This window comes from Herbaspirillum sp. NPDC101397 (genome assembly GCF_044767325.1).
Lineage (GTDB): Bacteria > Pseudomonadota > Gammaproteobacteria > Burkholderiales > Burkholderiaceae_D > Herbaspirillum.
Genome location: NZ_JBIWNS010000004.1, coordinates 243,313 through 261,582, shown reverse-complemented (window position 1 = coordinate 261,582; position 18,270 = coordinate 243,313). Strand labels below are relative to the sequence as shown.

The 18,270-nt window shown below is 60.3% G+C and carries 17 protein-coding genes and 1 riboswitch; of the genes, 11 read left to right on the top strand and 6 right to left on the bottom strand.

The genetic code is table 11. From position 1 onward, the window contains the following. Positions 1–48 precede the first annotated feature (48 nt). Both ACIROW_RS11690 and ruvC read left to right on the top strand, forming a co-directional pair. Complete coding sequence (locus ACIROW_RS11690; RefSeq protein ID WP_402275489.1) at positions 49–1,218, top strand: branched-chain amino acid ABC transporter substrate-binding protein; 1,170 nt, start codon at positions 49–51, stop codon at positions 1,216–1,218. 53 nt (positions 1,219–1,271) lie between these two features. After that, the gene (ruvC, locus tag ACIROW_RS11685) at positions 1,272–1,814 is read left to right on the top strand and encodes a crossover junction endodeoxyribonuclease RuvC (RefSeq protein WP_402275487.1); all 543 of its coding nucleotides are present in this window, start codon (positions 1,272–1,274) and stop codon (positions 1,812–1,814) included. Positions 1,815–1,817: 3 nt separating this feature from the next. Here ruvC and ACIROW_RS11680 read toward each other — a convergent pair whose 3' ends face one another. Then, the gene (locus ACIROW_RS11680) at positions 1,818–2,729 is read right to left on the bottom strand and encodes a DUF808 domain-containing protein (protein WP_402275485.1); all 912 of its coding nucleotides are present in this window, start codon (positions 2,727–2,729) and stop codon (positions 1,818–1,820) included. A 166-nt stretch (positions 2,730–2,895) separates the two neighbouring features. Between ACIROW_RS11680 and ruvA the strand changes: the two genes are divergently transcribed. The 4 genes from ruvA to ACIROW_RS11660 all read left to right on the top strand — a co-directional run bounded on the left by ruvA (position 2,896) and on the right by ACIROW_RS11660 (position 6,181). Next, entirely contained in the window at positions 2,896–3,474 is a 579-nt protein-coding gene (ruvA, locus tag ACIROW_RS11675; protein WP_053194902.1) for a Holliday junction branch migration protein RuvA, read from the top strand. 10 nt (positions 3,475–3,484) lie between these two features. Then, a complete protein-coding gene (ruvB, locus tag ACIROW_RS11670) occupies positions 3,485–4,540 on the top strand; it encodes a Holliday junction branch migration DNA helicase RuvB (protein WP_402275482.1) in 1,056 nt (351 codons plus the stop codon). A gap of 304 nt (positions 4,541–4,844) precedes the next feature. Next, complete coding sequence (locus tag ACIROW_RS11665) at positions 4,845–5,687, top strand: 2-keto-4-pentenoate hydratase (RefSeq protein ID WP_402275480.1); 843 nt, start codon at positions 4,845–4,847, stop codon at positions 5,685–5,687. Positions 5,688–5,725: 38 nt separating this feature from the next. Further along, a complete protein-coding gene (locus ACIROW_RS11660) occupies positions 5,726–6,181 on the top strand; it encodes a YaiI/YqxD family protein (RefSeq protein ID WP_402275478.1) in 456 nt (151 codons plus the stop codon). Between the two features lie 9 nt (positions 6,182–6,190). Here the strand turns inward: ACIROW_RS11660 and ACIROW_RS11655 are convergent, their stop codons facing one another. From ACIROW_RS11655 to ACIROW_RS11640, 4 genes are all read right to left on the bottom strand, one after another. Continuing rightward, positions 6,191–7,330 (bottom strand): branched-chain amino acid ABC transporter substrate-binding protein, encoded by a 1,140-nt coding sequence (locus tag ACIROW_RS11655; RefSeq protein ID WP_402275476.1) that lies wholly within the window; start codon positions 7,328–7,330, stop codon positions 6,191–6,193. Between the two features lie 106 nt (positions 7,331–7,436). Then, complete coding sequence (locus ACIROW_RS11650) at positions 7,437–8,483, bottom strand: branched-chain amino acid ABC transporter substrate-binding protein (RefSeq protein ID WP_402275474.1); 1,047 nt, start codon at positions 8,481–8,483, stop codon at positions 7,437–7,439. Positions 8,484–8,885: 402 nt separating this feature from the next. Continuing rightward, positions 8,886–9,341, bottom strand: a complete 456-nt coding sequence (locus ACIROW_RS11645; protein WP_402275471.1) for a DUF2147 domain-containing protein — start codon at positions 9,339–9,341, stop codon at positions 8,886–8,888. Between the two features lie 200 nt (positions 9,342–9,541). After that, positions 9,542–12,352: a valine--tRNA ligase gene (locus ACIROW_RS11640; protein ID WP_402275468.1), complete on the bottom strand. Its 2,811-nt coding sequence runs from the start codon at positions 12,350–12,352 to the stop codon at positions 9,542–9,544. Positions 12,353–12,576: 224 nt separating this feature from the next. After that, positions 12,577–12,794: riboswitch (TPP riboswitch) on the top strand. Between the two features lie 90 nt (positions 12,795–12,884). Between ACIROW_RS11640 and thiC the strand changes: the two genes are divergently transcribed. From thiC to thiE, 5 genes are all read left to right on the top strand, one after another. Further along, positions 12,885–14,798 (top strand): phosphomethylpyrimidine synthase ThiC, encoded by a 1,914-nt coding sequence (gene thiC, locus ACIROW_RS11635; protein WP_402275466.1) that lies wholly within the window; start codon positions 12,885–12,887, stop codon positions 14,796–14,798. 17 nt (positions 14,799–14,815) lie between these two features. Beyond that, entirely contained in the window at positions 14,816–15,016 is a 201-nt protein-coding gene (gene thiS / locus ACIROW_RS11630) for a sulfur carrier protein ThiS (RefSeq protein ID WP_402275464.1), read from the top strand. Between the two features lie 408 nt (positions 15,017–15,424). Continuing rightward, positions 15,425–16,234, top strand: coding sequence for a thiazole synthase (locus ACIROW_RS11625; protein ID WP_402275462.1), 810 nt, complete (start codon positions 15,425–15,427; stop codon positions 16,232–16,234). 8 nt (positions 16,235–16,242) lie between these two features. Continuing rightward, complete coding sequence (locus tag ACIROW_RS11620; RefSeq protein WP_402275460.1) at positions 16,243–17,073, top strand: hydroxymethylpyrimidine/phosphomethylpyrimidine kinase; 831 nt, start codon at positions 16,243–16,245, stop codon at positions 17,071–17,073. After that, on the top strand, positions 17,070–17,699 hold the full coding sequence (thiE, locus tag ACIROW_RS11615; protein WP_402275458.1) for a thiamine phosphate synthase: 630 nt from the start codon (positions 17,070–17,072) through the stop codon (positions 17,697–17,699). The genes ACIROW_RS11620 and thiE overlap by 4 nt, the downstream gene beginning before the upstream one ends. A gap of 79 nt (positions 17,700–17,778) precedes the next feature. Here the strand turns inward: thiE and ACIROW_RS11610 are convergent, their stop codons facing one another. Beyond that, positions 17,779–18,267 (bottom strand): Dps family protein, encoded by a 489-nt coding sequence (locus ACIROW_RS11610; protein ID WP_402275457.1) that lies wholly within the window; start codon positions 18,265–18,267, stop codon positions 17,779–17,781. Positions 18,268–18,270: the final 3 nt, after the last annotated feature.

Genomic DNA, 18,270 nt, shown 5'->3' with positions numbered 1-18,270 from the left:
TTCTTCGATGGATAATGAGCGATCACTTTCTCTCGTTGGAGGCTGCCGATGAACCGTCTGCTTCGTCTGTTTTTCAGCCCGTGTCCCCGCTTGTTCTTGCTGCTGGCGCTGTCGGGATTGAGTGTGTTCCCTGACTCAGGCTTCGCCCAGGAGACCAAGGTGGTCATCGGTTTCCTGGCGCCCCTCAGTGGCTCCAACCAGGCGCGCGGCGTCAGCATGACCAACGGTGCGAAACTGGCGATCGATGAACTGAACAAGAAAGCCGTCAAGGTCAACAACGCCAGGGTCGTCTTTGAGCTGATTCCGCAAGACGATCGTTTCGATGCCAACGCCAGCAAACTGGCGACGGACTATCTGCTAAAGAAAAATCCCGCTGCGCTCATCTGCCACAGTTCGACGGTATGCATCGCCACCGCCGAACAAGTCCGGGCCGCGCGCATTCCGCACATCTCGGTCGGCGCCACCAACCACAAATTCACGCAGCTCGGCTATGACAACACCTTCCGCATGTTCGGCCACAGCGAACAGGGCGGCATTCTTTTCGGGCATTATGTGTATGGCGACCTGAAGGTTGATCGCATGGCCGTGATCGACGACAAGACGCCGTCGGGCATGGCGATGGCGGATCAGTTCAGCGAGGGTTTCCGGCAAGCCGGCGGTCTCTTGCTTGGCCGCTATTCGGTCAGCGACAAAACCTCCGATTTCAACCAGGCGCTGGCCGATGTCAAGGAGAGCAGGGCGGATGCGATATTCTGGGGCGGCACGCATCTGCAGGCGGCCAACATGATCGCCAGCGCCAAGCGTCTGGGCGTGAAGACGCGTTTCCTGAATGCGATGAACGGCATGAACAACCAGAACTTCCTGAATCAGGTCAACGGCGCCGGCAATATTTTTACGCTGGAATCCGACCAGCAACGAGATAAACTGCCGGGATGGAAGAATTTTGAAAAGAACTACATCGCGCGGTTTTCTTCATCGTATATCGACGTCAGCAGCTTGCGCGCCTATGACGCGGTGCTGATGTTGGGGGAAGCGATCCGGCAGGGCAATTCGGCCGATCCGGGCAAATTGATCGACACGCTGCATGCGGAGAAATTCAGGGGACTGACCGGCCTTATTTCCTTCGACCGGGAAGGAAATCTGCGCGATCCTGTGTTTACCGTATATGAAGCGCAGGGCGGGGATTGGAAAATAGTAAAGGTGGTCAAGGCGCCTTGATTGCCGGCAGGTCCGGAGCTCCATCCGAAACGATTAACTCACATTGTGTCTGCATGAAAATTCTTGGCATTGATCCCGGCTTGCGCACCACCGGCTTCGGCGTGATCCACAAGCAGGGCAGCAAGCTTGCCTATATCGCCTCCGGCACCATCAAGACGCCGGACGGCGATTTGCCGCAACGTCTCAAGGTCATCCTGGCCAGCATCGGCGAGGTGATCCAGACGTACACGCCTGACTGCGCGGCGATCGAAAAAGTCTTCGTCAACGTCAACCCGCAATCCACGCTGCTGCTCGGCCAGGCCCGCGGCGCGGCGATTTGCGCGTTGGTGCAGGCCGATCTGCAGGTGGCGGAATACACCGCGCTGCAGGTCAAGCAAGCCGTCGCCGGTCACGGCAAGGCGCAGAAGCAGCAGGTGCAGGATATGGTGCAGCGCTTGCTGGCGCTGCCGGGTTTGCCGGGCACCGACGCGGCTGACGCGCTCGGCGTGGCGATCTGCCATGCGCACAGCGGCGACATCCTCAGCGTGCTGGGCGGACTGGCGCCGGGGCTGGCCAAGAAGGGCCTGCGCATGCGCGGCGGTCGTCTGGTCGGTTAGGCGCTACTTCTTTTTGAAGATTTTCAGCACGCGTTGCACCGCCGTTACCGCCAGCAGCACCACGCCGCCGGCAATCACCCCGAACACCGCATCCAGCGCCGACGGCGCCAGCACCGACAACAAGCCGCCGACCACCGGCACCGTCGCCAGCGGGGCGCTGACATCGGCGATCCAGTGATGCACGGGCGCGATGCCGTGCGTCAGGATCCCGCCGCCCACCATGAACATCGCCACCGTGCCGATCACGGTCAGGCTCTTCATCATGTAGGGCGCCGCCACCAGAATGGCGCGACCGATGCGCTGCGCGAATTTTCCACCGGTGCGCAGCAGGTACAGACCGCCGTCGTCAAGCTTGACGATGCCCGCGACCACGCCATAGACACCCACCGTCATGATCAGCGCGATGCCGACCAGCACCGTGATCTGTTGCTGCAAAGGCGCGCCGGCCACCGTGCCCAGCGTGATGGCGATGATTTCCGCCGACAGGATGAAGTCGGTGCGGATGGCGCCCTTGATCTTGTCCTGTTCGCTTTCGGCGGCTTCAGGAGCGGCAGTCTCGTCAAGATGTTCTTCTTCGTGCGGCAGATACTTGTGCGCCAGCTTCTCGAAGCCTTCAAAACACAGGAAGGCGCCGCCCAGCATCAGCAGCGGCGTCACCGCCCACGGCGCGAGGGCGCTGATCGCCAGCGCGGCCGGCACCAGGATCGCCTTGTTCTTCAGCGAGCCGAGCGCCACCGCCCACACCACCGGCAATTCGCGGTCGGCGTTGACGCCGGATACCTGCTGCGCATTGAGCGCCAGATCATCGCCAAGCACGCCCGCGGTTTTCTTGGCGGCGACCTTGGTCATGGCGGAGACGTCGTCGAGAATGCCGGCGATGTCGTCGATCAATGCGAAAAAGCTGCTGCCTGCCATGGGATCCTTGCGTGGTTGTTGATGCGTGAGGCCAGACGATAGCCCGGCAAGGTGCTTCAAGGCAAGTGCAGGGGGCCGGCTCGGCGGATTCATATACTGTTTATCCGAACAGTACTGTATCATTCCGATAATCCATTTTTCGACTCACTTTCGATACCTGCCCATCATGATCGGTCGCCTCTCCGGAATCCTGCTCGAAAAAAATCCTCCGCAATTGCTGGTCGACTGCAACGGCGTCGGATATGAAGTCGGCGTGCCGATGAGCACCTTCTACAATCTGCCCGGCCTCGGCGAAAAAGTGGTGCTGCTGACGCACCTGGCGATCCGCGAAGACGCCCACGTGCTGTTCGGCTTCGGCAGCGCCGAAGAGCGCAATACCTTCAAGGAGCTGATCAAGATTTCCGGTGTCGGCGCGCGCACCGCGTTGTCGATCCTGTCCGGCATGTCGGTCAGCGATCTGGCGCAGGCGGTGACGCTGCAGGAAGCCGGTCGTCTCACCAAGGTCCCCGGCATCGGCAAGAAGACCGCGGAACGCCTGTTGCTTGAACTCAAGGGCAAGCTCGGCGCCGATCTCGGCGTGGTCGGCGGCGCGGTGCATCACGACGCGACTTCGGATATCCTCAACGCCTTGCTGGCGCTCGGTTATTCCGACAAGGAAGCGACTCTGGCGCTGAAGCAGGTGCCGGCCGATGCCAGCGTCTCGGACGGCATCAAGCACGCACTGAAAGCACTGTCCAAAGCCTGAACGGTAAATCATGAGCATCCAGACCGACGACTTTTCCGAACAACGCATCATCGCCGCCACGCCGGCCTCGGCCAACGAGGAGGCCATCGAACGCGCGCTGCGGCCCAAGCAGCTCGACGAATACGTCGGCCAGGAAAAAGTGCGCGGCCAGCTCGAGATCTTCATCTCGGCGGCGCGCCAGCGCGGCGAAGCGCTCGATCACACCTTGCTGTTCGGCCCGCCGGGCCTTGGCAAGACCACCATGGCGCACATCATCGCGCGCGAAATGGGCGTCAACCTGCGCCAGACTTCCGGCCCCGTGCTGGAGCGCGCCGGCGACCTGGCCGCGCTGCTGACCAATCTCGAAGCCAACGACGTGCTGTTCATCGACGAGATCCATCGCTTGTCGCCAGTGGTGGAGGAAATCCTCTATCCCGCGCTCGAGGACTACCAGATCGACATCATGATCGGCGAAGGCCCGGCGGCGCGTTCGGTGCGTCTGGACCTGCAGCCGTTCACGCTGGTCGGCGCCACCACGCGCGCCGGCATGCTGACCAATCCGCTGCGCGACCGCTTCGGCATCGTTGCGCGCCTGGAGTTCTACACGCCGCCGGAGCTGGCCCGCATCGTCACGCGCAGCGCCGGCCTGCTGAATGCACCGATCGTCGAAGAAGGCGCGCTGGAAATCGCCAAGCGCAGCCGCGGCACGCCGCGCATCGCCAATCGTCTGCTGCGTCGCGTGCGAGACTATGCGGAAGTGAAAGGCAATGGCCGGATCACGCAAGCGATGGCCGACGCCGCGCTGGTCATGCTCGACGTCGATCCGGTCGGCTTTGACGTGATGGACCGCAAGCTGCTCGAAGCGGTGCTGTTCAAATTCAACGGCGGTCCGGTCGGACTAGACAATCTCGCTGCGGCAATCGGTGAAGAGCGTGACACCATCGAAGACGTGCTGGAGCCTTACCTGATCCAGCAAGGTTATCTGCAACGCACGCCGCGCGGCCGCGTGGCGACGCCGGCGGCGTACACCCACTTCGGCGTGACGGCGCCGCGCACAGGCCCCAACGGCGACCTTTGGGCCGGTTGAATCCCTGCTCAAAAATTGTATCGGCATTGCTGCCGGTACACTCCTTCTCACGTTTCTCGTACGCACGCGTGCTCATCTGCAACAGCTGTTGAACTGCGTCAACTTCCGCGCAAACTGACATTGGCCTGACCATTTGGCCGGACGATTGCCGCGCCGGAAAAGTGTCTCGTCATCTCGTCAATTCATTAGAAATTTGCCAAGAAATTCATGCGAACTTCTTGTGATTTCTTTATTTTCACTTGTGCAAAAATTAATCGTCACCGACAATGGATAGCTAATCACTATCTTTGTGGGCGAGCCTCTCATGCTTATGTCGAGCCAAGCCAGCAGGTACGCGCATCAACTCCTCGATGCCCGTGCAAACACACGCCTGTTGCCGCTCCTGTCCTCTTCCCAGCCTCTCTCCGTTGACGATGCCTACGACATTGCGCGCCGCATCATCGACATCCGTGTGGCGCAAGGCGAGCAACCAATCGGCCGCAAGATCGGCTTCACCGTGCACAAGACCTGGGACAAATACGGTGTCACCGACGACGCGCGCATTCCGATCTGGGCGCACATCTACGACTCGACGGTGCGCTATGCCGAGGACAACCATGGCAAGCAATGCCTGAAGGGGGCGTTGCAGCCGCGCATCGAGCCGGAGATCGTTTTCAAGCTCGGGCAGGCGCCATCGCCGGACGCGACCATCGACGAACTGGCCGAATGCATCGAATGGATGGCGCACGGTTTCGAGATCGTCGCCTGTCCGTTCGCCAACTGGGAATTCACGGTGGCCGATTCGATCGCCGCCTTCGGCCTGCACGGCACGCTCATCATCGGCGAGCCGCACGTGCTGTCGTCGGCCACGCGCCACAACCTGCCGCAGATACTGGCCAGCGCCAGCGTCTCGCTGTCAAGCAGCACCGACAGTACCGGCCGGCTGCGCGCGGCCGGCTTCTTCAACGACGAAGCCGACAGCCCTTTGCATGCGCTGTGGCATCTGCATCAGTTGCTCAAGACCCAGCCGCAATTCGCGCCCTTGCAGGCCGGCGAAATCATCACCACCGGCACCTGGACCGACGCCTATCCGGTGGAAGCCGGGCAGACCTGGATCACCGCGTTTTCCGGCGTCGCATTGCCGGGACTGACGGTGTCGTTTGTCTGATTTCCTTTTCGGCAGCAAACAGGTGCCGCAGGTGAGTCATGCATATCTGGGTTGACGCCGACGCCTGTCCGGGCGTGATCAAGGACATGCTGTTCCGCGTTGCCGATCGCACTCAGATCTCGGTGACGCTGGTGGCCAACCGGTACCTGCGCACGCCGCCTTCACGCTTCATCAAATCGATCGTGGTTCCGGCCGGATTTGACGTCGCTGACAAGGAAATCGTCAAGCTCGCACAAGCCGGCGACCTCGTCATCACGGCCGATATTCCACTCGCTGCCGAGGTCGTCGCCAACGGCGTCGCCGTGCTCAATCCACGCGGTGAGATGTACACCGTCGACAATATCCAGCAGCATCTGACGATGCGCAATTTCATGGAAGAACTGCGCGGCAGCGGTGTCGAGACCGGCGGTCCGGCGGCGTTCAGCCAGGCCGACGGCCGCGCCTTTGCACGCCAGCTTGATCGCTTCGTCGCCCAGCGCAAGCCCACGCCCTGACGCGTCGTTCTACTTGCCGTTGAAGACTCGTAGCGGCATCCATCCTTTTCGTTCATAACTGTAGAGCGTGTAGCTCGGCTTGAGCAGCGCGCCATTGGCGTCGAAGGCGATGTTGGCGCTGACGCCGTTGTGCCTGATCTCGTGCAGCGCGTCGATGATCTTGCTGCGCTCCAGCGAGTTGGCCTTCTTCGCGGCGGCGGCCAGCAAGTGCACGCTGTCGTAGGTGTACACCGCAAACGGAATCATCTCGCCGCCGAAGCGCTCGGCGTATTTCTTTTGCAATGCGCTCATGCCGGGGCGTTTGTCCAGTGGCGTGCTGGGCACGATGGCGAGAATGGTACTGTCGATGTCGCCGGCGTTCTTCAAAAAAGAGGGCGATACCACGCTGCCGGTCAGCAGTAACTTCGCCGGCAGGCGAAAGCGGTGCAGATTACGCGCCAGCACATCGCTTTGCATCACGCGGCCGCTGAAGAAAATCAGATCGGCCTGAGCATCCCGGGCTTTTTGCAGCGGCTGGTTGAAATCAGATGTATTGCCGCTGATCGACATGCGCTGAATGATCTCACCGTCGGCGGCCTTCGCATGATTGGAAAAATAATCCGCCATGCTGGTGCCGAGGAATCCTCCGTCGTCGAGCACCAGCACGCGTTTCAGTTTCTGTTCCCCGACCAGATAATCGGCAGCGAGCGCGAGTCCGGCGTCGTCGCTGCCGATTATCTGGAACGCCGTCTTGTACGATCTTTGCGTGAAGCTGCGGCTCCACGAGAACGGTGAAATTTGCGCCAGTCCTGCGGCATGGTAAATAGGAGAGGCCGCCACCGTTGTTGCGCTGCTCCAATGACCGATGACGCCGATGGCCTTGCTATTGGAGAACGAACGCGCGATGAATTCGCTGATACGGGGATCGGCTTTGTCGTCCTGCTCCAGCAACTCAAAGACGACGGCACGACCGTTGATGCTGGGGTTGCCCTTGTTGATTTCCTCGATGGCAAGCAGCGCGGCATTGTGGCCCTGACGCGCGGAAACTTCCGTCAGCGGTGCCGCGAAACCGATCGTGACGACGACAGGCGGCGTATCGGCTGCATGCGCGCAGTGCAGGATGGACGAGAGCAGCAAAAGCAGAACAGCAAAACGGCAGGAAATCGACATATGACCTCCGGTACGAAAGTGATGCTTCTGTGTCCGCGGGATCAATGCGAGTCCCCGGTACATTCTGTCGCTTGTGTGCGACTAAATCCAAGTCAATTGTGTCGCCTCATCCGGGTGACTTGAATTGCCTGCGCACTGTCCAGCGGCCTTTTTCAGTCTGATGCAATGTGTACGTAGGGCTCTTGAGCGTGCCATCGGGGCGGAAAGACATCGTCCCGCTCAACCCCGTGTAGTTGACCGCATACAAGCCGGCGATGATGTTCTGGCGATCGAGGCTGTCGGCCTTTTTGATAGCGGCGATCAGCGTGTGGACGGAGTCGTAGGCAAACATGGCGAACGGCGCCGGTTCGCGTGTGAAGTGCGCCATGTAGCGTTTCCTGAAGGCCTGTATCTTGCTGCCGTCCGTCGACGGGCCGGGAACGATGGCATAGAGATCTTCATCGCTGTAATTGATCTGCGCCAGGAAATCCGTCGACACCACGGGGCCGGTCATCATCAGGCTGGACGACACGCCCATGCGCTTGAGGTTGCGCGCAATCGCCGTGCTTTGCGCGCTGCGGCCGGTGAACAGGATCATGTCCGGGCGACTGGTCTTGGCGATCTGCAACTGAGGATTGAAGTCCGAGGTCTGCGTGCTGACGGAATGGCGCGAGGTTTCAATGCCCGCGGCCTTGGCGTATTTCTCGAACGAGTCAGCCATCGACACGCCCAGCGGGGCCTTGTCGTCAATCACCATGACTCTTTTCGGATGGACATGCTCCGATAAATAGCCGATCACATAGGCCATCGCCATGTCGTCGCTGCCCACGCCCTGGAAATGGCTGCTGCCCGGGGCAAGCGTAAAGCGCCTGCTCCACGCAATCGGCGCCAGTTGCGCAATGCCGGCTTCGGCGTAGATCGGTGCGACGGCGATGCTGGTGGTGCTGGTCCAGTGACCGACGACGGCGACGACGTTGGTCTTGATCAGATAGCGCGCGACCTGCTCAGCGGTGCGCGGATCGGCCTTGTCGTTTTGCAGCAGTAATTTGAAAATAACGGGATTGCCGCCGATGCGCACCGATGCGGCATTGGCCTCGTCAATCGCCATCTGCGCGGCCCCCGCGCCGCTGGAAGCATCGAGGTCGTCCATCGGTGCGACAAAGCCGATCAACACTTCGCGGGCAGGATCCTGAGCGCGCGCGGGAACGCTGCAGGAGAGGAAAAGCACTGCGACGGACAAGCACAGAACGCTGAAGCGCGGCGACGAATGCATTGTATTGCCCTCCCCCGAGAGACCCTTCTGACAAGCGATGGATGACCGATGCCGAATGCAATGCACAAGCTCGGCCGGGACGATTCCGGCCATCTCGTTTTGTTATCCTCAGGCTAACAATTTCGCAGGCAATGGGCAACACGAAATAACACAGGTGTTGCGCAAGCTGTCTATTTCCGAACGGAAAAACTGCGTGACGCATTCCAGGAAGAAAGCGCTCAGCAAACGGGGGGGGGGGAGAGGAAGGACAAGGAAGAATGCATCGCATGCCGGGACGCCTGCGATGCATAGCGGAAAGTGTGCTTACTCCTCGCGCACCCAGGTCTGTGTCCGGCCCAGCATCGGCATGCCGATATAGCCGCGCACGTTGAGCTTCTTGCCGTCCTCGACCACGGTCAGCTTGCTCTTGTACAGCTTGCCGTTGGCCGGATCGAGGATCTGTCCGCCGTTGTATTCATCGCCGTCTTTCTTCAGGCCGGACAGGATGGTCATGCCGACGATGGGCTGATCTTTCAGCGCGCCTTCACATTTCACGCACTTGGGATTCTGATCTTCCTCTGCCGGGCGGAACAGCTTCTCGATCTTGCCCTTGAGTTCGCCGTCGCTCTCGGTGATGCGGATCAGCGCCTTGGGTTGGCCGGTGGCGTCGTCGATGTTTTTCCACAGACCGACAGGCGAGCCGTCGGCGGCCCAGGCGTTTGCGGTGCTTAGTGCGCTCAGGGCCAACAGGGCGCTGCTCAGGATGATGCGAGTTTTCATGATGTCTCCGTCCATTGGTGAAACTGGTGGTTTAAATAAAAGCACGATTGTTCTAATTTTATCCGGCTAGTGTAGACAAGCCGGCGGCGTCCGGCAAGGATTAAAAAAGATAGCGACAAGGCAATAAAAAAGCCGCCGCCCTTTGCAGGACGGCGGCTCATCGGAAGCTGACCGGGCAGCTTATTTCAACTTATTTCAACTTATTTCAACTTCCCCAGTTGCTCTTCCAGTTTTGCCAGCGTGGTGCTGAAGTTGGCGAGGCGCTCTTTCTCTTGCGCCACGACCGCTTCCGGCGCGCGCGCGACGAAGCTCGCGTTGGACAGCTTGGCATTGGCCTTGACGATCTCGCCGCTGATGCGGGTGATCTCCTTGGTCATGCGTTCGCGTTCCGCCGCGATGTCGATTTCCACCTTCAGCATCAGCTTCAGGTCGCCGACGATGGCCACCGGCGCCGGCGACTCAGGCAATTGCGTCACGACTTGCGTCTCGCTCAGTTTCACCAGCGATTGCAGGTAAGGCAGGAAGGAGTTCACCGCTTCCGCATTCTCGGTCTCAATGATCAGCGGCACGCGCAACGCCGGCGACAATTGCATCTCGCCGCGCAGGTTGCGGCAGGCATCGGTCAGCGTCTTCAGCTGCGTCATCCAGGCTTCCGCATCCACGTCGATCTTTTCCAGATCGGCTTGCGGATACGGTTGACGCATGATGGAGTCGCCGGCCGGGTCGAGCTTCTTGTCGGTCAGCGGCGCCACGCTTTGCCACAGCGCTTCGGTGATGAAAGGCAGCACCGGATGCGCCAGGCGCAGCACGCCTTCCAGCACGCGCAGCAGAGTACGGCGGGTGGCGCGTTGCTGCGCTTCGTTGCCGTTCTGGATTTGCGACTTGGCCATTTCCAGATACCAGTCGCAGTACTCGTCCCACACGAACTTGTAGATGGCGGAAGCGATGTTGTCGAAGCGGTAGTCGGCGAAACCCTTTTCAACTTCGGCCTCGGTGCGCTGCATCAGCGATACGATCCAGCGGTCGGCTTGCGAGAACTGCAGCTTTTCCTTGTCGCATTCGCCCTTGACGTGGCCGTCGAAACCGCAGTCGTGGCCTTCGGTGTTCATCAGCACAAAGCGGGTGGCATTCCACAGCTTGTTGCAGAAGTTGCGATAGCCTTCGCAGCGGCCGAGGTCGAAGTTGATGTTGCGGCCCAAGGTCGCCAGCGAGGCAAAAGTGAAGCGCAGCGCATCGGTGCCGAAGGCAGGGATGCCGTCGGCGAATTCCTTGCGCGTGGCCTTCTCGATGCTGGCGGCTTGCTTCGGATTCATCAGGCCGACGGTGCGCTTGGCGACCAGTTCATCCACGCCGATGCCGTCGATCAGATCGATCGGGTCGAGCGTGTTGCCCTTGGACTTGGACATCTTCTGGCCGCTGGCATCGCGCACCAGACCATGCACATAGACGGTATTGAACGGCACCTGGCCGGTGAAGTGCGTGGTCATCATGACCATGCGCGCCACCCAGAAGAAGATGATGTCGAAGCCGGTCACCAGCACCGACGACGGCAGGAACAGTTTGTAGTCCGGTGTGATTTCCGGCCAGCCCAGCGTCGAGAACGGCACCAGCGCCGACGAGAACCAGGTGTCGAGCACGTCGTTGTCGCGGGTCACGGTCTTGCCGCCGGCTTGCGCCTGGGCTTCCGCTTCGGTGCGCGCCACGTAGACCTTGCCGTCTTCGTCGTACCACGCCGGGATCTGATGGCCCCACCACAGTTGGCGCGAGATACACCAATCCTGGATGTTGTTGAGCCACTGGTTGTAGGTGTTGCTCCAGTTTTCCGGAATCAGCTTGATCTCGCCGTTGGCGACTTTTTCCAGCGCCACTTCTGCAATCGACTTGCCCGGGAAGTAAGTACCTTCCGGGGCCGGCTTGCTCATGGCGACGAACCATTGGTCGGTCAGCATCGGCTCGATCACGACGCCGGTGCGGTCGCCGCGCGGCACCATCAGCTTGTGCGGCTTGACCAGTTCCAGCAGGCCTTGCGCATCGAGGTCGGCAACCATCTGCTTGCGCGCTTCGAAGCGATCCAGGCCTTGATACTTGGCCGGGCCGTTTTCATTGATTTTGGCGTCCAGCGTCAGGATGCTGATTTTTTCCAGGTCGTGGCGTGCGCCGACCTGATAATCGTTGAAGTCGTGCGCAGGCGTGATCTTTACGCAGCCGGTGCCGAATTCCTTGTCGACATATTCGTCCTTGATGATCGGGATTTCGCGATCAGTCAGCGGCAGCTTGAGCATCTTGCCGACCAGGTGCGCATAACGCTCATCGGTCGGATCGACGGCCACGGCGACGTCGCCCAGCAGTGTTTCCGGACGTGTCGTCGCCACCGTGATGTGACCGCTGCCATCCACCAGTGGATAGCGGATATGCCACATCGAGCCGTCTTCTTCTTCCGACACCACTTCGAGGTCAGAGACCGCCGTGCCCAGCACCGGATCCCAGTTCACCAGACGCTTGCCGCGATAGATCAGGCCTTGCTCGAACAGGCGCACGAAGACTTCCGTGACGGCGTTCGACATCTTCGGATCCATCGTGAAGTATTCGCGGTCCCAGTCGGTCGAGGCGCCCATGCGGCGCATCTGGCCGGTGATGGTGGAGCCGGATTTTTCCTTCCACTCCCACACCTTCTCGACGAACTTCTCGCGGCCGAGGTCATGGCGCGAAATCTTTTGCGCATCGAGCTGGCGCTCCACCACGATCTGCGTGGCGATGCCGGCGTGGTCGGTGCCGGGAATCCAGGCGGTGTTGAAACCACGCATGCGATGGTAGCGGGTCAGGCCGTCCATGATGGTCTGGTTGAACGCATGGCCCATGTGCAGCGTGCCGGTCACATTCGGCGGCGGCAGCTGGATGCTGAACGACGGCTTTTCAGGCGCGGTGGTGGCGGCGAAATACCCGCGCTTTTCCCACTCCTCGCGCCAGAATTTTTCGATATCGGCAGGCTCGAACGACTTGGCTAATTCCATGATTTGACGTGTGTTTTTGCGAAACCGTCCATTATAAAGGAGTCGCCGTCCAAACAGGCTTTCAGCCCGAAATTGTGGTTTTGAAAACTGGGGGGAATTGCTGTTTGGCAATATCAAGCAGCATCGGACACATGTCCTTGCGCGCATGGCAAATAGTGGAAATTAGTGATGCCGCGCCAAAATTATTGGAGTAGAATCCGGCCCACGACGTTTGAAACTGAACGTAGTAATGCTAGGGGTCCTGTCTTTGCGATGGGCCTTACAACCGTAGCGAGCGGGTCTAGCCTGAGTTAAGAAGCGCAGCCGTACTTTAGTACGGTGAGCATCGCAGACTCAGGATCGGCACGCGCAGTAGGTTGTAAGGACCGGACATTGACGGGTGAGAAATACCCTTGAACCTGATCTGGGTAATGCCAGCGAAGGGAAGCGCCGGAACTACCGTATTGCATTGCCTCTTCAGCACGCAACAGGTTCCTTTCCGAATCCTCCTTTGCTGGCTCCAAGCCAAGTAATTTCAAGCAAAGGAGCCAAAATGAACGCCAATCCGAAATTCCTCTCCGCTACCGCCACGGTAGACGAAGCAGCCGTCCAGCCTTTACCGAATTCCCGCAAGATCTATGTCACCGGTTCGCGCCCCGATATCCGCGTGCCGATGCGCCAGATCAGCCAGTCCGACACGCCGGCGATGTTCGGCTCGGAAAAGAATCCGCCGATCTACGTCTACGACACCTCCGGTCCGTACACCGATCCGGACGCCAAAATCGACATCCGCAATGGTCTGGAGACGCCACGCCTGCCGTGGATCCTGGAGCGCAACGACACCGACGAACTGGATGGCCCGACTTCCGAATACGGCCAGCAGCGCCTGAACGATCCGGCACTGGCCGAGCTGCGCTTCAATCTGCATCGCAAGCCGCGCCGCGCCAAAGAAGGCGGCAACGTCTCGCAAATGCACTACGCGCGCAAAGGCATCATCACGCCGGAGATGGAATACATCGCCATCCGCGAAAACCTGCGTCGTCAGGAATACCTGGAAGAGCTAAAAGCCTCCGGCCCGATGGGCAACAAGCTGGCCGACCTGATGGGCCGCCAGCATCCCGGTCAATCCTTCGGCGCCTCGATCCCGGCCATGATTACGCCGGAATTCGTGCGCGACGAAGTCGCCCGCGGCCGCGCCATCATCCCCGCCAACATCAATCACCCGGAAGTCGAACCGATGATCATCGGCCGCAACTTCCTGGTGAAGATCAACGCCAACATCGGCAACTCGGCCGTGACTTCGTCCATCGGCGAAGAGGTCGAAAAAATGACATGGGCCATCCGCTGGGGCGGCGACAACGTCATGGATCTGTCGACCGGCAAGAACATCCACGAAACACGTGAATGGATCATCCGCAATTCGCCGGTGCCGATCGGCACCGTGCCGATCTATCAGGCGCTGGAAAAGGTCAACGGCAAGGCCGAAGATCTGACCTGGGAAATCTTCCGCGACACCCTGATCGAGCAGGCCGAGCAAGGCGTCGACTACTTCACCATCCACGCCGGCGTGCGCCTGCAATACGTGCCGTTGACCGCCAAGCGCATGACGGGCATCGTCTCGCGCGGCGGCTCGATCATGGCTAAGTGGTGCCTGGCGCATCACAAGGAATCCTTCTTGTACGAGCACTTCGAAGACATCTGCGACATCATGAAGGCCTACGACGTCAGCTTCAGCCTCGGCGACGGCTTGCGTCCGGGCTCGATTTACGACGCCAACGATGAAGCGCAACTGGGCGAACTGAAGACCTTGGGCGAGCTGACCAAGATCGCGTGGAAGCACGACGTGCAGGTCATGATCGAAGGTCCCGGCCACGTGCCGATGCACCTGATCAAGGAAAACATGGACCTGCAACTGGAGCAGTGCCACGAAGCGCCGTTCTACACGCTGGGGCCCTTGACGACCGACATCGCGCCGGGCTACGACCACATCACCTCCGGTATCGGCGCCGCGCAGATCGGCTGGTACGGCACCGCGATGCTGTGCTACGTCACGCCGAAAGAACATCTGGGTTTGCCGAACAAGGTCGACGTCAAGGACGGCATCATCACTTACAAGATCGCTGCGCACGCCGCCGATCTGGCCAAGGGCCATCCGGGCGCGCAGATCCGCGACAACGCGCTGTCGAAGGCGCGTTTCGAATTCCGCTGGGAGGACCAGTTCAACATCGGTCTCGACCCGGACAAGGCGCGCGAATTCCATGACGAAACCCTGCCCAAGGATTCGGCCAAGGTGGCGCATTTCTGCTCGATGTGCGGTCCGCATTTCTGCTCGATGAAGATCACGCAGGAAGTGCGCGATTACGCCGCCAAGGAAGGCATCTCGGAGATCGCTGCCTTGAAGCAGGGCATGGAAGTGAAGTCGGTGGAGTTCGTGAAGATGGGCGCCGAGATTTATTCCAAGACCTGAGCGTTGCGGTGAATGCGATGCAGATTGAATTGAATGGCAAGCCGCATGCGATTGCCGACGGGTCTGATCTGGCGCAGCTGATAGCTGCGCTGGAGCTTACCGGGAAGGGGGTTGCGGTGGCGGTTAACCGGCAGGTTGTGCCTTTGCAGTTGTGGGCGGGGCGGGTGTTGGTTGAGGCGGATAGGGTGGATGTTGTCCGGGCTATCGGCGGCGGGTGATTTCTGCTTTCTGTCCTCTTGACTTACGACGCTTTGTATTTTGTTCCGACTTGGATTTTTGTGTAGCTGAGGTTGTTCTTTCTTCGGACTACCGGGGTTGCCGGGGGCGGCCCGGCAGCCGCTCACTTTCTTTGCTTCGCCAAAGAAAGTAAGCAAAGAAAGGCGACCGCGATTCGCCGCCCCTTCGGGGTTCCCGTTGGCGCCACGCACAAATCGGGAAGGGAAACAAACTCGCTTCGCTCAGACAAGTTTCCCTTCTTTATCCGATTTGTGCGCGTCACCAACGGCAGCTCATAAGCGGAACTTCTTTGTCGGCTCGCTTCGCATTGCCTTGTTGGCTCGCCTTCGGCATCGTGCCGGGTGATCTTTAGTCGTTTGCTCTCTTGCAAACGCTTGAAAGGAATTGACATGAACATGAACGATACGCTCGCGCTGACCGCAGATGCGGGTCTGACGATTGCAGGAAAAACCTACGGCTCGCGCCTCCTCGTCGGCAGCGGCAAGTACAAGGATCTCGATGAAACCCGCCTGGCCACCGAGGCCAGCGGCGCCGACATCATCACCGTGGCGATTCGTCGCGTGAACATCGGCCAGGATCCGAATGCGCCGAGTCTGCTCGACGTGGTGCCGCCTTCGCGTTACACCATCCTGCCGAATACGGCCGGTTGCTACAACGCCGAAGATGCGGTCTACACGCTGCAACTGGCGCGTGAATTGTTGAACGGCCACAAGCTGGTCAAGCTGGAAGTGCTGGGCGACGAGAAGACCCTGTTCCCGAACATGCCGGAGACCCTGAAGGCCGCCGCAACGCTGGTCAAGGATGGCTTCGACGTGATGGTCTATTGCAGCGACGATCCCATCCAGGCGCGCATGCTGGAAGACATCGGCGTGGTGGCGGTGATGCCGCTGGCGTCGCTGATCGGTTCCGGCATGGGCATCCTGAATCCCTGGAATCTGTCGCTGATCATCGAACAATCGAAGATTCCAGTGCTGGTCGATGCCGGCGTCGGTACGGCTTCGGATGCCGCGATTGCGATGGAGCTTGGCTGCGACGGTGTGCTGATGAATACCGCGATTGCCGGTGCGCGCGATCCGATCCGCATGGCGCGGGCGATGAAGTTGGCGGTGGAAGCCGGTCGTGAAGCCTTCCTCGCCGGTCGTGTGCCGAAGCGCTTTGCGGCGTCGCCATCGTCGCCGATGGCGGGCCGGGTCGTCTGAGCCAGGTCATGTTTTCGTATCGCTCGTCGCCGCCGTGCGTGCTGGTGTTTTCCGGTTCCGACCCCAGCGGCGGCGCCGGCATGCAGGCGGATATTCCCGCGATCAGCGCGCTCGGCTGCCATCCGCTGTCGGTGCCAACCGCGTTGACGGTACAGGACAACGTCAGCGTGTTTGCGGTGCACCCGCTCGATGCCGCGTTGATTCGCCATCAGGCGCAGGTGCTGATCGATCGCTTCGACATCCGCGCCGTCAAGCTCGGCATTGCCGGCAACCGCCGCAATGCCGAGGCGATTGCGGGCCTGATTTTGCAATTGCGCGCACGTCAGCCGGATTTGCCGGTGGTGTTCGATCCGGTGCTGGCCAACGGCAAGGGTGATCAGTTGTCGACCGACGATGCGGCGCGGGCGATTGAATCTTTATATGCGGTCGCCACCGTCATCACGCCCAATCTCAATGAAGCCAACCGCCTGTGCGGCAGCGAGCATGCGCCGGAACAGCAGGCCGCCATCCTGATGCAGCGCGGTTGCGAAAACGTGTTGCTCAAGGGCGGTCACGGTCCGCAGCATCAGGATGTGGTCAATCGCTGGTTCGGCCCTGAAGGTGCTTTTGCGTCGTGGAGCTGGCCGCGTTTGCCGGACGAATTCCACGGCAGCGGTTGCACGCTGGCGGCGGCCTTGTCGGCGCAACTGGCGCAAGGTCTCGGCATGCGCGACGCCATCGATGCGGCGCAGCAGTATTGCCAGCACGCGCTGGAAACTTCCTACGCGATCGCAGACGGACAACGCATTCCCAATCGCGTACCGCTGTATGAACGCCCCTTTGCTGGAGAAAACAAATGAGTGAAGCCAAACAATGGTCCTTGCGCGGCCTGTATATCGTGACCCCGGACTGGGATGACACCGACAAGCTGGTCGGTGTGACCGACCAGGCAATCAAAGGCGGCGCGACGCTGGTGCAATACCGCCACAAGACCGCTGACGCGATCCTGCGCAAGGAACAGGCGAGTGCGTTGCTGCAAGTCTGCCGCCGCCACAACACGCCGTTCATCATCAACGACTACGTTGACCTGTGCCTTGAACTCGACGCCGACGGCATTCACGTCGGCGGCACCGATGCATCGGTAGCGGACGTGCGCGTCCAGGTTGGCAAGGACAAGATCGTCGGCGCCTCGTGCTACGGTACCCTGCAACTGGCGCGCGATGCGTACGCAGCCGGCGCGACCTATGTGGCGTTCGGCGGCTTCTATCCGTCGCGCGTAAAAAAATATGACTTCAAGACAGCGCCGGAAATCGTCGCCGAGTCGAAGAAGGAGATCCCCTTGCCGGTGGTCGTCATCGGCGGCATGACGCAGGAGAATTGCCTGCCGTTGATTGCGCAGGGCACCGACATGGTGGCAGCGATCAGCAGCGTCTACATGACCGATGATCCGGAAGCGGCAGCGCGCCGGTTTGCCGATCTGTTCTGAACGCGTCGTATCGGAAATGAAAAATGCCGCTGCATCGTCATGATGTCAGCGGCATTTTTTCGCGCGGTAAAGCCAGTGATCAGCTTTCCAGCAGGCTGCGCAGCATCCATGCATTCTTTTCATGCAACTGCATGCGCTGGGTCAGCAGGTCAGCGGTCGGTTCGTCGGCGGCCGCATCGACGGCCGGGAACATCGAGCGCGCTGTGCGGGTGACGGCTTCCTGGCCGGCCACCAACTGGCGAATCATTTCGTCGGCGGTGGGTACGCCTTCGGCTTCAGGGATCGACGACAGCTTGGCGAATTCCTTATACGAACCGGGCGCCGGATAGCCCAGTGCGCGGATGCGTTCGGCGATCAGGTCGACTGCCAGCGCCAGTTCGGTGTACTGGCCTTCGAACATCAGGTGCAGCGTGTTGAACATCGGGCCGGTGACGTTCCAGTGGAAATTGTGGGTCTTCAGGTAGAGCGTGTAGGAATCGGCCAGCAGTTTGCTGAGGCCGTCCGCAATCTTCTTGCGATCCTTGTCGTTGATGCCGATGTTGATTGCTGCGACGTTTTTCTTTGCCATTGT